The organism is Alkalihalobacillus sp. R86527, assembly GCF_042466185.1.
GTDB lineage: Bacteria > Bacillota > Bacilli > Bacillales > Guptibacillaceae > Guptibacillus.
Window position 1 is genome coordinate 1,948,493 of the sequence record NZ_JAXHBW010000001.1, and the last position, 14,353, is coordinate 1,962,845.

Below are 14,353 nucleotides of genomic sequence, written 5' to 3' on the forward strand. Positions count from 1 at the left end.
CTTAATCCCTCCCTTTTTCAATAGTACTACCAACTTCTTTCACTGAAACCTTTTCTACATCCGTCTCGATCACCCAATCTCTACCTACAGTAAGACCTAAGTATTTTTCGTCGCTTGGATCGATGATCTCTGCTTGCGTATACTTCTTAAACCACCAGAACTTTGCTAAAAAGTAGTACGTTACAGCACCGACAACAAAGCCTACTAAAAAAGAATAAGTAGAAAGATAATAAGCTGCTACACCACCGATTGTCCATGCGATCAACCCTGCAAGATTTACCCCACGAGCGTATCGGAACTGTCCATTAGGCTCATATAAGTCTGGTACATTTACTCTTCGTTTTCTTAGAACATAATAATCACAGTACAAAATTCCGATGATAGATGATAAGATTCCACCGACTACAAGTAAAATCGGTATGAGGATATTGAACAAGCTCCATGGTTGAACAACCGATCCAATGATTCCTGCGATAAATACCCCTGCCCAAAATGGAACTTTTGGTCCTCCAACATTTGAAAAGATTGTAGCAGCAGGAACAAGGTTAGCGGATACGTTCGTGGACCACTGTGCTAACACAATCATCAGGAGTAGTATCCCAAGTACTAATCCAGTGGCAGCTTCTTGTAAAGCAACAACAGGATCATAATTTGATACTGCAATATAGGATACCCCTCCAATGATCACCATGAATGTTTGTGTAAGCGGCAATGCAATGATACTTCCGACTAATGTTCCTTTGTTTCGTTTAAGCCAGCTTCTTTCAAACTGTGGAGCTTTAATAAAACGTGAGATTGATGGTATATCAGCAGAAATCGTTGCCCAGAAGCCCATGTTACTAAAGATAACTACCAAAAAGGCTGAGATTGCTGCTCCACCTGTTACGGGACTTTCTATCCAGCGCCATACTTCTCTCCCTTGAGCAAGAGCCTGATCTGAAAGGGAGATATACATCCAAACTGAAATAAGAATAATAACTGGAGCAGCTAGATCTGCAAACCTTTCAACAGCTTTGATCCCGAGCGACGTATTTACTAATTGAACGGTCGCAAATATCATAAAACAAATGAACCAGTTATCAAACCCAAACAATACATTCAAAATCGCATTCATAGCGGTTGAACCAAAATAGGTATTAATTCCAAACCAGAACGAAGCAGCTAGTCCCCTCACAATCGAAGGGATATGAGTACCGAGAGTTCCAAAAGGGGCTCTCATATATACAGGAAATGAAAGCCCATGTTCAATCCCAATATCCCCAATAATTGTAATAAAGAATCCGATGGCGATTGTACCGATCAATGTAGCCAGGACTACCCAGGTTAGAGAAAGTGATTGTACCCCTGCTCCCCCAATAGCAAATGCTGCAAGTACAACAGCCATACCTACCCACATCATCGCAAAACCAGTCGTTCCAATTTTCTTATCTTTATGAGCAATTGGCAATAAGTCAGGTGATTTTAAATAGCTTTCTTCTTTTTTCATTCAGCTATCTCCTTTTTACACTGCTTACTGTATCGTAATGGTTTTGTCTGTAGCTTTACTCAGCTGCCCGTATTTCGCCCTCTTCATATATCTTCCTGATCCTGGGGTTCCAACAAACTGTTTATTATGAATGATATATTCTCCTCTTACGAGCACCGATACTGGTTCGCCTGTGACTTCCATCCCTTCGAAAGCATTATAATCAACAGCCATATGGTGAGTAGATGCTGATATCGTTCTCTTTATTTCTGGATTGAATATTACAATATCTGCATCTGATCCAACGGCAATCGTTCCCTTTTTAGGGAAAATACCAAAAAGTTTAGCTGATCGAGTCGATGTAACATCAACAAACTGATTTAACGAAATTCGGCCTTTTAACACTCCTTCTGAAAATAAGATACTAAATCGATCTTCGATCATCGGTCCACCGTTCGGAATTTTCGTGAAATCATCTCGTCCTAGATCTTTCTGTCCTCTAAAATCAAAAGAGCATTGATCGGAACCAATCGTTTGCAGCTCCCCTGTCCTGAGTGCATTCCATAAAGCATCCTGATTCCATTTTTCTCTGAGCGGTGGACTCCATACATATTTTGCACCTTCAAAATCTGGTTTTTCTAAATACGTTTGGTCAAGAACTAGGTATTGTGGACAGGTTTCACCATGGACATCGTAGCCTTTCTTCCTTGCTTCAGCGATTTTGTCTGCTGCTTCTTTACAACTTACATGTACGACATATAGCTGTGAGTTTGCAAGTCCGGTTAGTTGAGCAGCACGCCCCGTAGCTTCTCCTTCAACTTCTGGCGGCCTTGTTAGCGCGTGGTAAATTGGTTCTGTTTGACCTTTTGAAAGTGCGTCTTTTGTTAAATATTCGATTACGTCTCCGTTCTCAGCATGTACCATAACAAGTGCTCCAAGATCTTTGGCAGCAAGAAGCGTTCGGTAGAGCGTCTCATCATCAGATTGAAACACATTCTTATATGCCATAAATACTTTGAATGATGTAATTCCTTCATTTTTGATAATTTCTGGCAACTCATTCAATACTTTATCGTTTATTTCACTGATCATTAAGTGAAAGCTATAGTCGATGACCGATTTATCTTTTGATTTTGCATGCCATGTTTTTACAGCATCAGATAATGGTTTCCCTTTTTCTGTTAAACAGAAATCAATCACGGAGGTTGTCCCTCCAAAGGCTGCTGCAATCGTACCAGTTTCGAAATCATCCTTAGACACGGTCCCGCCGAAGGGCATTTCAAGATGCGTATGGGGGTCAACACCACCTGGGAATACATAGCACCCTTTCGCATCAATTACCTCTGCTCCCTCATCTTTCAATGCCGTACCAATCGTATCGATCTTTCCGTTCTTAATAAGTATGTCTGCTTGATACGTCTCACTTGCTGTAACGATCGTCCCGTTCCGAATGATTTTATTCATGATAATCCCCCTCTAATTACTTAGTAATCTTACAATCTTTTAACGAACCTAACAGTGACTGACGCTCATTCCAAGTCATCGCAGGCAGTTCTTGAGGTACTTCGATCATGTCAATCGCACCATCGACCGGACAAACGATCGAACATAAGTTACAACCTACACAATCCTCTTCTCTTACACGTAATATTGGGTTGCCATCACCATCATTTAACATATCGATACATTGGTGTGATGTGTCTTCACATGCAATATGACACTTATTACAATTGATACACACATCATTGTTAATTCTAGCGACCACATTATAATTTAAATCTAGATTTCCCCAATCGGAGTATGTTGGGACCGATTTTCCAATGATGTCTTGAATAGATAAGATCCCTCTTTCATCAAGATAATTTGACAGACCATCTATAAGATCATCTACGATTCTAAAGCCATGATGCATAGCTGCTGTGCAAATCTGAACGTTGCTAGCTCCCATAAGCATGAATTCTACTGCATTCTGCCAATTTGAGACCCCACCCATGCCGGAAATCGGAACGTTGATTCGACTGTTTCTTGCGCATTCGCTTACCATGTTTAATGCTATTGGCTTTACTGCAGGTCCACAGTATCCACCGTGAGCTCCCTTTCCTTTTACATTCGGAATTGGTAACCATGAGTCTATGTCCACGCCAGCAAGACTATTGATTGTATTGATCATGCTAACAGCATCAGCGCCACCTCTAACGGCAGCTTCAGCAGTAGCTGTTATATCAGTTATATTTGGTGTCAACTTCACGATTACAGGCGTTTCGGCAGCTTCTTTTGCCCATGCTGTCTGTTTTTCAACTAATTCAGGAACTTGTCCAGATGCGGAGCCCATTCCCCGTTCTGCCATTCCATGAGGACAGCCGAAATTCAACTCAAGTCCGTCTACTCCTGCAGCTTCAGCTTTCTTAACGATTTCGTGCCATGCTTCCTGTTTGGGTTCTACCATTAGAGATGCAATTACAGCGTGCCCTGGGAAGCGTTTCTTTGTTTCGTAAATTTCTTTTAAATTCACTTCTAACGGTCGATCTGTTATCAATTCGATATTGTTAAAACCGGCAACTCTTTGACCATTAAAGTTAACACCTGCATACCGTGAAGATACATTCAGAATAGGATCTCCAAGGGTCTTCCAAACCGCTCCTCCCCATCCTGCTTCAAATGCACGCTGCACTTGATAACCAGAATTCGTTGGTGGAGCTGAAGCGAGCCAAAATGGATTAGGTGATGTTATACCTGCAAGGTTGGTCCTTAAATCTGCCATAGTCATTCCCCTTTCTTACTGAGCTGAATACATTTCCTTTAAGCTTTCATGTACATGATAAGCAGCAGTCTTCCCTTGTTGGGCAGCCGAAACTACCATCGCTTCCCCTTGTCCCTTGCCGAAAATAACATCTCCACATGCATATATCTTAGCGTTCGATGTTTGCATGGATTCTTTGTTAATCAATACTACGCCATCATTATGAGCTAACCCTAATTTCTCAATCAGTTCTGAGTGTCGTTTTTGACCAATTGCTTTTACAACAGCATCACACTCGATAATGAAGTCGGAGTCTGGTACTGGTTCTGGTTTTCTCCTCCCGTCAATGGAGGGCTCACCGAGCTTCATTTTCACGCATTTTAGCCCAGTTACGTTACCATCTGAATCACCTATTATTTCGATGGGCTGTGTTAACCAGCGAAATTCTACGCCATCTTGCTTTGCGAATTCATATTCAAAATCATAAGCTGTCATTTCTTTCTCAGTACGTCGGTAGACGATCTTTACATTTTCTGCCCCAAGTCTAACTGAACATGTTGCACCATCGATCGCAGTATTACCTGCACCAATTACCACAACTCTCTTTCCTTCTATATGAGTTGGAATTGGAGGTGATTTCGTACTCCTTACGAGGTCGATAGCATCATGAACGCCATTCAGAGTTTCTCCAGATATGTTAAGGTTAGGAACATTTGCCATTCCAATTGCAAGGATGACTCTTTCATTTGTTTCTAACAGTTCATTGAATGCAATATCACGTCCTACTCTTACTTCTGTCTTTATCGTCACTCCAAGTTTTTTAACCTGTTCTACTTCCCAAAGAGAGATTTTCTTAGGAAGTCTAAATGAAACAATACCGAACGTGTCCAATCCGCCTGCTTCTTTTTCAGCTTCATAGATTGTCACTTCATAACCGAGTAATGCAAGTTCTCTAGCAGCAGAAAGCCCCCCTGGTCCTCCCCCCACGATTGCGATCTTCTTACCGTTCGGTTCTCCTTTTTCAAATAAAACCTGGTCGTTTTTCATTGCCCAATCGGTCGCATATCGCTGCAAATTACCGATTAAGATAGGCTTTGTAGAATGGTTTAATACACAAGCTCCTTCACATAGTTCTTCCGTCGGGCAGACTCTCGCACAACTAGCTCCTACCGGATTCGCGGTCATTATCGTTGTAGCTGACCCCTTCATATTTCCTGAAGCAATCTTCTTAATAAAAGACGGAATATCAATTCCGGTTGGACAAGCTGTTATACAAGGAGCATCGTAGCAATATAAACACCTATTGGCTTCTTGTGACGCCTCCTGGTCAGATAGTGGCAATTCTACTTCTTTGAAGTTGGCTTTGAACTTGTCAGGTAATGATGATTCAAGAGTACTCATGAACGTGTCCCCCTTAGTTAAAATAAAAAGCAGGTGTATTTTCCTGCCTACACCTGCTGCCTTTTATTACGGTAACAACGACGTCATTTCATCATACGTTTCTGGGCGTCGATCTCTATAAAATTGCCATAAGTCCCTAACCTCACGTATTAATTTCTTATCTACAATCCCAATAATGACCTCGTCCTTATCACGTGAACCTGTCGCAACAAAATTCCCACGAGGATCAACAAGATATGATTGACCATAGAATTCCCCCATGTTCCATGGTCCTTCCATTCCTACCCGGTTGATTGCACCAAGATAATAGCCATTTGCAACAGCATGTGCTGGCTGCTCGAGCTTCCATAAATATTCAGAAAGTCCTGCCACCGTAGCCGATGGATTGAACACGATCTCCGCTCCATTCAAGCCTAAAAGGCGAGCTCCTTCAGGAAAGTGCCTGTCATAGCATATATATACGCCTACTTTTCCAAAGGCGGTATCGAACACGGGGTATCCGAGATTACCTGGTTTGAAATAGTACTTCTCCCAGAAACCATGCCCATTTTCTCCTACAGCTACTTGAGGAATATGTTGCTTACGGTATTTCCCTAGGTATGAACCATCAGCATCGATTACTGCCGCTGTGTTGTAATAGGTAGAGATACCCTCGCGTTCATAAATGGGCAAGACAATGACGATTCCTAGTTCCCTCGCAAGAGCCTGAAATCTTTTTGTGGTCGGTCCGTCTGGAATTTCTTCTGCCGCGTCATACCACTTTTTGTTTTGTTCAGCACAGAAGTAAGGACCATAAAATATTTCTTGTAAGCATACAATTTGCGCACCACGGTCGCTTGCTTCCTGTACTAACCGTATGTGCTTCTCGATTGCTACTTCTTTATGTTTTTCAACCTCTTCACTTCCGTCTACATCGTTCTTTGCTTGTATTAGCCCTATTTTCACTTGATCCGCCATATGTAGAGACCTCCTAATCTTGATAATTGACTGAATTTTCTTTCTATGAAAAGTGTAGAAGATTGTTAGACGCTAAGCACTATACATAATGTCAAATGGTTTTGGCTAAAAACATTCAAAATGTCATAAAAAAAAGAAGACTAACATTATATTAGTCCTCTCACTCTATAAATCTTTTTTTGTGCTTAGGATTGGGAAGCATACAAGATTCCTTTTTGCCGAACAGTATGTACCTTCTTTTTGCGATTTGATCATATAGATAATCTCGAATGAAAACTGGCAATATCGCGACGATCCTTAGTAAGTTAAATACACCACCGAGTTCCTTGCATATGTATAGTACAGCTTTGGATTTCACCAATACTTGGTCATCCACGATGACAACGATACTATCAGGTAGATGATGTACCTGTAAGTCATTTAACAACTGGTTACCTGCAGTTGATTGAATTGACGCGAATTTAAATACCTGTTGTTTATCATGTTTTAACATGAACTGAACGAAACCATTGCAAAGGTTGCATACGCCATCAAAAAGTATGATATTCGATTTATTATTCATATAGTTCCCACCTATCATGTTCAATGCTTCACATTAGTATCTTATCACTTCTAAGCTGTTTCTTTCTATGGGTATGCTATAATTTTTCTGTTAACTAAACAAACAGTTAGGATGTTATCACATGTACCCTACTCAAACACTCAGTGAGAAATTAAAACTATTGATCACTGTTTTATATCCTATCTTAATTACACAACTTGGTCTTTATTCTATGAACTTCTTCGACACGATAATGAGCGGTAGAGCCGGAGCAGGTGATCTTGCTGGTGTAGCGATCGGTTCAAGTCTATGGGTGCCCGTTTTTACTGGATTAAGTGGAATACTGCTTGCAATCACCCCAATCGTCTCACAATATATAGGAGCACAACAAGAAGAACGGGTGTCGTTTTCAGTGTTACAAGGGGTTTATTTATCAGTTGCACTTTCCGTCATTATTCTTATAGGTGGAAGTCTTCTACTAAATCCGATTCTATCAATGATGGAGTTAAATGACCATGTTCGTGAAGTTGCGAAAGGTTACTTAATTGGACTATCATTTGGTATTCTCCCGCTTTTCATTTATTCGGTATTTCGAAGCTTTATTGATGCACTCGGCCAGACACGGACGACAATGTTTATTACGCTTATGTCACTGCCAATCAATCTCTTCTTTAACTACGTACTTATATTTGGTAAGTTCGGTTTTCCTAAACTTGGGGGAATAGGAGCTGGTTACGCCTCTGGTATTACCTACTGGTTTATTTTATTGATCACGTTATTTTTCATACTTAAAGTGAGACCGTTTCGGACTTTTGCTTTATTTAAACATTGGTATGGTGTTTCACTAAAAACGTGGATCGAACAATTACGAATTGGTGTGCCAATCGGCTTTTCTATCTTTTTTGAAGTTAGTATCTTTGCAGCTGTGACGCTATTGATGAGTGCTTTTTCGACTGAAACGATAGCAGCTCACCAAGCTGCAATTAACTTTGCATCACTTCTTTACATGATTCCATTAAGTATTTCGATGGCATTAACGATTGCTGTTGGCTTCGAAGTAGGAGGGAAAAGGTATCATGATGCAAAACAATATAGTTATATCGGTATTGGCTTCGCGGTAGGAATGGCATTACTCTCAGCTTTCATACTTTTTTTCTTTAACGATTCAATTGCAGGCTGGTATACGAGTGATAAAGCTGTTTTTGATTTAATTAAGGTGTTTCTTATATACGCTGTTTTTTTCCAACTTTCTGATGCAATTGCAGCTCCGATTCAAGGGGCATTAAGAGGATATAAAGATGTGAATATAACGCTTCTTATGAGCCTCATTTCTTATTGGATTATTGGTCTTCCTTCAGGGTATCTGCTTGCTCAATACACTTCCTTTGGTCCTTATGGGTATTGGATTGGTTTGAGCACAGGTCTCCTTGTAGCAGCAGTCACCTTGTTTTTGCGATTGAGATTTCTACAAAATAAAAAAACTGTCAACATATAAAATGGGTTCCGTATAATACGGAACCCATTGTTGTTTAGTTATACATTTCCTGTGCTTTTGCTTGTAGAGTTTCATCTTCAAGGTACTCATCATAAGTTGATTCTTTGTCGATGACACCATTTGGAGTGATTTCAATAACTCTATTAGCAATCGTTTGAACAAACTGATGGTCATGGCTTGTAAAGAGTAAAGAACCTTTAAAGTTAATTAGACCATTGTTTAGCGCCGTGATCGATTCAAGATCAAGGTGGTTTGTCGGATCATCAAGTAAGAGAACATTGGATCCGCTTAGCATCATTTTAGATAGCATACAACGAACTTTCTCACCTCCAGAAAGGACGCTTGCTTTCTTGTGAACTTCTTCACCAGAGAACAGCATTCTTCCAAGGAATCCACGTAGGAAGCTCTCTGTTTGATCTTCAGGAGAATATTGTCTGAGCCATTCAACAAGGTTCAGGTCCTGTCCTTCAAAGTAATCAGAGTTATCTTTAGGGAAGTACGCTTGAGATGTTGTTATACCCCATTTGTACGTGCCGCTATCAGCTTCCATCTCACCCATCAAAATTTTCATTAAGACGGTATTCGCAATTTCATCTCTACCAACTAATGCCACTTTGTCATCTTTGTTAAGTCTGAAGCTAACATTGTTTAGTACTTTTACACCATCGATTGTTTTTGTTAGTCCATCAACAACAAGAAGGTCGTTTCCGATTTCACGATTAGGTGTAAATGATACATAAGGATATTTACGAGAAGATGGTCTAATATCATCTAGTGTGATTTTATCTAAAGACTTTTTACGCGATGTCGCCTGTTTCGATTTAGATGCGTTCGCACTAAATCTGGCTACGAAGGCTTGAAGCTCTTTAATTTTCTCTTCTTTTTTCTTGTTTTGATCCTCTTTCATTTTACGAGCAAGTTGACTTGATTCATACCAGAAATCATAGTTACCTACATAGATTTGGATCTTTCCAAAGTCAAGGTCTGCCATGTGCGTACAAACTTTGTTTAAGAAGTGACGGTCATGGGAAACCACGATAACCGTGTTTTCGAAATTGATTAAGAATTCTTCTAACCATGAAATTGCTTTAAGATCAAGGTTGTTTGTAGGCTCATCTAGTAAAAGAATATCAGGTGAACCAAACAATGCTTGTGCAAGTAGTACTTTTACTTTCTCTGAACCAGGTAAGTCAGCTAGCTTCTTTTGGTGAAGCTCTTCTGTGATTCCAAGTCCTGTAAGCAATACTGCTGCATCAGATTCCGCTTCCCAACCGTTAAGGTCAGCAAATTCACCTTCAAGCTCTGCAGCTTTCATGCCGTCTTCATCTGAAAAGTCTTCTTTCATATAAATTTCGTTCTTTTCTTTCATTACTTCATACAAGCGAGCATGTCCCATGATAACCGCATCTAGTACTTCATATTCTTCATACTCGAAGTGGTTTTGCTTTAGGACAGCGAGACGCTCGTCTTTCCCCATACTAACGTCACCAGTCTGAGGTTCTACTTCACCAGAAAGGATTTTAAGGAAAGTTGATTTACCAGCACCATTAGCTCCGATCAAACCGTAGCAGTTGCCCGGAGTGAATTTAATATTTACATCTTCAAAAAGCTTACGATCACCATACCGTAAGCTAACATCAGTAACGTTAATCATTTAAGTCGTATTCCTCCATCTATAATTAATATACAGCGTATTATAACATGTTCAGGCTTGAATAGATATGAACGCTGTTGAACTTATTGTGTTATTGGATAAATCCAGAAAGATTCTTGTTTAATAAACTTTAACATATCTGAATTCAAATCTAGCGTTCCATCCTTAAGCCTAGGTACCATAGCTTCAGTTTGAGACCTATGTGCCTCGATGGTTTTTATTTTTGTTTCCATTACATCAGTAACGTCATATACGCGATCAGGTTTCCCCAATACTTCCTCTCGGTCAGGCGTAATCGGCAATCCGTATATGGTAGGACGTTTATTAGATGGTATGCGTTTCACAGCATCCACAACTGCATGCCCACACGCATCGTGATCGGGATGTATTCCATAACCAGGATAAAACGTGATGACCAATGAAGGATGAAGTTCATCGATCAACTTTCCTATCGTAGACACAAGCAGTTCGGAATCTTCAAACTCAAGGGTTTTATCTCTAAAACCAAGCATTCGAAGATCTTCTACTCCCATTGCTTTACAAGCATTTAGAAGCTCCTCTTTTCGTACTTCCGGAAGTGTTTCTCTTGTGGCGAAAAATGGGTTCCCCATGTTTCTCCCCATCTCTCCGAGAGTTGCGCATGCATAGGTGACAGGCACCCCTTCATTAATAAACTTCGTCATGATTCCCGCTGTCCCAAATGCTTCATCATCAGGGTGAGGAAATATGACTAACACTTGTTTTTCCATATATTCTTCCCCCTTACTCAAATGGTGTATGACTTAATTGTACAGCGATTGCTAAGCGCCCACTATCATCATGACCGGCCATGAGTAGCCTTCCTTTATTATCGAGCACATAGTCTGTAAGTCCTTCAGCATACATCCAACCTTCATCTAATTTGAATCCAATTCGAAACGGACCCGCTCCTGCAATTTTTACATTAGTAAAACAAACAGATCCATTTCGTATATATGCACCAACAGAAAGCTTTTCTTTGTTTTGTGCTGCATAAGCTCCACTCGTCGTTTCTAGGTGGAGATACACTTTTTGATTCTCGAATCCTTCGAGTAATTCTTGAACATCTTCTTTTTGAATTGCCTTCATGATATTTACTCCTTTTTTAAGGCAGATTAACTAAAACTAGTATAGCTTATCTCCCCTGTACGGTAAAACAATACACAACCTAGTCGCATTAAGAAGTTGTCATTAGACAAGAAAGGTTTTGTTCCGTTATAGTTAACTGTTGAATGTATGTGATTATAAGTAATCTGGAGGTAACAAACATGAATGTAAGTGATAATTATAATATTCCTATAGAAATTAAAGAACGTATCGAAAGAAGACAGGAAGAGCTGAATGAATCGGATCACTATTTAATAGGATCAAAAGGATATACAGCACCAGACTCATCTATTGTAAAAGATGCAGTGACTGCCTTAATTTTAGGTAAAAATGTTCTCTTAAAAGGACCGACTGGTGCTGGTAAAACCAAACTGGCTGAGCTTATAAGCTACATGTTTAATCAACCGATGTACTCGATCAACTGTTCAGTTGATCTTGATGCAGAAGCCCTGCTCGGTTATAAAACGTTGTCTTATGATGATCAAAACAATGCTCATATTACTTTTGTTCCTGGTCCAGTTGAGAATGCCATGAAAAAAGGACAGCTACTATATATTGATGAAATCAACACCGCAAAAGCAGAGACGCTTCCTATTCTGAATGGTGTACTCGATTATAGAAGAATGGTATTAAATCCATTTACAGGTGAAACGGTACGAGCAAAAGATAATTTCGGGGTTATTGCTGCCATCAATGAAGGTTACATCGGTACTGCTCCGCTAAATGAGGCTCTAAAAAACCGCTTTATTGTTATAGAAGTTCCTTATTTGGAAGGCGATGCTCTGAAAGAAATGTTGCATGATCAGTCTCTACTATCTGATTCAAACCTACTAGATCAGTTTGTAACATTGTCCACCGATTTACAATCGAAAGTAAAAGATGGGCAAATATCAGAGGAAGCGGCTTCTACTCGTTCCCTTCTTGATGCGTGTGATTTAACAACGTATATGGAACCGAGACGTGCCATCAAACGAGCAATTACAGATAAACTTGAAGATGAGCGTGAAAAGGCTGCTGTTGAGAATATTGCGGAAACCATCTTTGGCCGATATCAGGAGAAAGCATAAATGAAGTTTCTAAATTTTGCTGAGAATCAGACGGATCCCTTCTTACACCTTTCTCTGTCTGACCTTGCTGAAACCTTGAGTAACAGCGAAATTGAAGTGCAATTCGCTTTTCATTCCTATTATAGACCTGAAGAAAGCTTAGTGACTGTGAGCCATTATTGGAACGATATTTTTGATGGTTCACAGTTCGATGGTATGAAAAGTGATGTTTACTTACGTTCTCTTGGGAATGTCCATCATACAAATTATGATGAAGTTGACCGCTATCTTTCAAAACTTAAGGATACGACGAATTCATTATTTCGAAAACAGCTGTTTTCACTTCTAGAAGATATCCGTTTAGAATCGATTTGTATTCAGAAAAGACCTGGGACTGTTTATGCATTTGAAACAAGAAAGCGTTTGTTCCAGAAACGCTTCAGAGCTAGAATGGAAGTTCATGTGCGTCAGCATCAAGATCTCGATGCCCTCTTTTGTGCGATTTACCTTCAAGCAATCGGAAAGCCAGTGGCGTTGAATGAGCGCTTATCGCCTTATAAGCCGAACATAAGGCATATGATTTCTGAAGTGAAGAAAGCAAACAGCACAGATGATGTTGCAAAGCTTGCGACATTGTTTTCCAATGAGCTAGATGAGAACTTAAACGATATGACCACTGAGTATGTGACGATGTATGGAACATCTTCTAAGGCTCAACTTGTAACTGAAGACGAGGAAGTGCCTGAGCTAAAAAGTGAAGATACATTAGAAACTAGCGATAATGAAGACAAAGAAACCTATGATGAAGAAATGAATACATGGCATGAAGAACAAGAACAAGAAGGTTCTAACTTTCTTCAGTTTGAACTAGAAGAAGGAGCGAAATCAGACTTAATCGGTGAAGGGGAGCGAAAAGAAGAATCGGGTGACCAAGCCTTCGTAAGTGTGCAAGGAGCTTCAAAGCAATCTGAAGGAAGTCAGTTCGATGAGGAAGAAATCCTAAAAAACAAAGATACTGCTTCATCTTCTTCAAAAGATGCGCCTCTCGGAGAAGCAAACAGGTTTGTTAAAGAAGTACAAAAATCTGCTGAGAAACCTACTGAAGCTCAAAAAAGTGATTATCGAACTGCAAAAGGTGAGATTCAATATGCAGAAAAGTCTTTAAGGAGCGCTATTCAAAAGACAATAGAGCAGAAGCAAATTGCGCCTAGAAGTGATCTGCACTTCGGACGATTGAATCGTAAGCTTCTAAGACTCTTAACAGATGAGAATCCGAGGTTGTTTTATAAGAAGAATGCACCTAGCACAAAACTTGACGTCACATTTTCGTTATTAGTCGATTGTTCAGCATCCATGTATGACAAAATGGAAGAAACACGACTTGGAATTACATTATTCCATGAAACGTTAAAAGGTCTTGATATCAAGCATTCTATTACTGGTTTTTATGAAGATGCTTTTGAAGCTGATTCTGATGAACAGCCAAATACTCTTTTCAATGTGATCGATTACAACCGTTCTACACTTCCACATGAGGGTCCTGCAATTATGCAACTTGAACCTGAAGAAGATAACCGCGATGGATATGCCATCCGTAAAGTCGCACAGGAACTACAAAGTAGAAATGAAAAGCATAAGATCCTCATCGTTTTCACAGACGGAGAACCATCAGCTTACGACTATAGTGAGAATGGAATCATCGATACACATGAAGCAGTCAACAACACGAGGAAGCATGGAATAGAAGTAATCGGTGTCTTTCTTTCGAATGGAGAACCACAAGACAAGGAAATCAGCACGATGAAGAACATTTATGGTACGCAAAGTCTTGTTATTCCTTCCGCACAAGAAATCCCTGCTTACCTCACTCCTCTCTTGAAGAGGTTATTAATCCGATTTGCCTAACGAAAAAACGCGCCCTCAATGGAC

Annotated in this window: 12 protein-coding genes; 3 read left to right on the forward strand and 9 right to left on the reverse strand. The window is 40.0% G+C overall.

All coding sequences use genetic code 11. The features are described from left to right. Position 1: 1 nt before the first annotated feature. From SJY16_RS09945 to SJY16_RS09970, 6 genes are all read right to left on the reverse strand, one after another. Complete coding sequence (locus SJY16_RS09945) at positions 2-1,486, reverse strand: NCS1 family transporter (RefSeq protein ID WP_377889002.1); 1,485 nt, start codon at positions 1,484-1,486, stop codon at positions 2-4. A gap of 24 nt (positions 1,487-1,510) precedes the next feature. Then, positions 1,511-2,929 (reverse strand): dihydropyrimidinase, encoded by a 1,419-nt coding sequence (gene hydA, locus SJY16_RS09950; protein ID WP_377889003.1) that lies wholly within the window; start codon positions 2,927-2,929, stop codon positions 1,511-1,513. Between the two features lie 16 nt (positions 2,930-2,945). After that, positions 2,946-4,226 (reverse strand): NAD-dependent dihydropyrimidine dehydrogenase subunit PreA, encoded by a 1,281-nt coding sequence (gene preA / locus SJY16_RS09955; RefSeq protein ID WP_377889004.1) that lies wholly within the window; start codon positions 4,224-4,226, stop codon positions 2,946-2,948. Between the two features lie 15 nt (positions 4,227-4,241). After that, entirely contained in the window at positions 4,242-5,606 is a 1,365-nt protein-coding gene (locus SJY16_RS09960; RefSeq protein ID WP_377889005.1) for an NAD(P)-dependent oxidoreductase, read from the reverse strand. Positions 5,607-5,672: 66 nt separating this feature from the next. Next, positions 5,673-6,563 (reverse strand): nitrilase-related carbon-nitrogen hydrolase, encoded by an 891-nt coding sequence (locus tag SJY16_RS09965; protein WP_377889006.1) that lies wholly within the window; start codon positions 6,561-6,563, stop codon positions 5,673-5,675. 160 nt (positions 6,564-6,723) lie between these two features. After that, positions 6,724-7,125: a thiol-disulfide oxidoreductase DCC family protein gene (locus SJY16_RS09970; RefSeq protein ID WP_377889007.1), complete on the reverse strand. Its 402-nt coding sequence runs from the start codon at positions 7,123-7,125 to the stop codon at positions 6,724-6,726. A gap of 121 nt (positions 7,126-7,246) precedes the next feature. Here SJY16_RS09970 and SJY16_RS09975 point away from each other — a divergent pair, with 121 nt between their 5' ends. Then, complete coding sequence (locus SJY16_RS09975; protein ID WP_377889008.1) at positions 7,247-8,599, forward strand: MATE family efflux transporter; 1,353 nt, start codon at positions 7,247-7,249, stop codon at positions 8,597-8,599. 34 nt (positions 8,600-8,633) lie between these two features. Here SJY16_RS09975 and SJY16_RS09980 read toward each other — a convergent pair whose 3' ends face one another. The 3 genes from SJY16_RS09980 to SJY16_RS09990 form a co-directional block, all read right to left on the reverse strand. Then, complete coding sequence (locus SJY16_RS09980; protein ID WP_377889009.1) at positions 8,634-10,253, reverse strand: ABC-F family ATP-binding cassette domain-containing protein; 1,620 nt, start codon at positions 10,251-10,253, stop codon at positions 8,634-8,636. Between the two features lie 83 nt (positions 10,254-10,336). Next, positions 10,337-11,002 carry a bacillithiol biosynthesis deacetylase BshB2 gene (gene bshB2 / locus SJY16_RS09985; protein WP_377889010.1) on the reverse strand — a complete coding sequence of 222 codons (666 nt, stop codon included), beginning with the start codon at positions 11,000-11,002 and terminating at the stop codon, positions 10,337-10,339. Positions 11,003-11,015: 13 nt separating this feature from the next. Beyond that, positions 11,016-11,360: a YojF family protein gene (locus tag SJY16_RS09990; RefSeq protein ID WP_377889011.1), complete on the reverse strand. Its 345-nt coding sequence runs from the start codon at positions 11,358-11,360 to the stop codon at positions 11,016-11,018. A gap of 179 nt (positions 11,361-11,539) precedes the next feature. On the opposite strand from SJY16_RS09990, the gene SJY16_RS09995 reads away from it, so the two are divergent. Continuing rightward, positions 11,540-12,445: an ATP-binding protein gene (locus SJY16_RS09995; RefSeq protein ID WP_377889012.1), complete on the forward strand. Its 906-nt coding sequence runs from the start codon at positions 11,540-11,542 to the stop codon at positions 12,443-12,445. Next, entirely contained in the window at positions 12,446-14,329 is a 1,884-nt protein-coding gene (locus SJY16_RS10000) for a vWA domain-containing protein (RefSeq protein ID WP_377889013.1), read from the forward strand. It abuts the gene before it with no gap. Positions 14,330-14,353 lie beyond the last annotated feature (24 nt).

Bases quoted from the DNA above. Each gene is read 5' to 3' on its own strand.
- SJY16_RS09945 (WP_377889002.1), bottom strand. From the start codon at position 1,486: ATGAAAAAAGAAGAAAGCTATTTAAAATCACCTGACTTATTGCCAATT.
- hydA (WP_377889003.1), bottom strand. From the start codon at position 2,929: ATGAATAAAATCATTCGGAACGGGACGATCGTTACAGCAAGTGAGACG.
- preA (WP_377889004.1), bottom strand. From the start codon at position 4,226: ATGGCAGATTTAAGGACCAACCTTGCAGGTATAACATCACCTAATCCA.
- SJY16_RS09960 (WP_377889005.1), bottom strand. From the start codon at position 5,606: ATGAGTACTCTTGAATCATCATTACCTGACAAGTTCAAAGCCAACTTC.
- SJY16_RS09965 (WP_377889006.1), bottom strand. From the start codon at position 6,563: ATGGCGGATCAAGTGAAAATAGGGCTAATACAAGCAAAGAACGATGTA.
- SJY16_RS09970 (WP_377889007.1), bottom strand. From the start codon at position 7,125: ATGAATAATAAATCGAATATCATACTTTTTGATGGCGTATGCAACCTT.
- SJY16_RS09975 (WP_377889008.1), top strand. From the start codon at position 7,247: ATGTACCCTACTCAAACACTCAGTGAGAAATTAAAACTATTGATCACT.
- SJY16_RS09980 (WP_377889009.1), bottom strand. From the start codon at position 10,253: ATGATTAACGTTACTGATGTTAGCTTACGGTATGGTGATCGTAAGCTT.
- bshB2 (WP_377889010.1), bottom strand. From the start codon at position 11,002: ATGGAAAAACAAGTGTTAGTCATATTTCCTCACCCTGATGATGAAGCA.
- SJY16_RS09990 (WP_377889011.1), bottom strand. From the start codon at position 11,360: ATGAAGGCAATTCAAAAAGAAGATGTTCAAGAATTACTCGAAGGATTC.
- SJY16_RS09995 (WP_377889012.1), top strand. From the start codon at position 11,540: ATGAATGTAAGTGATAATTATAATATTCCTATAGAAATTAAAGAACGT.
- SJY16_RS10000 (WP_377889013.1), top strand. From the start codon at position 12,446: ATGAAGTTTCTAAATTTTGCTGAGAATCAGACGGATCCCTTCTTACAC.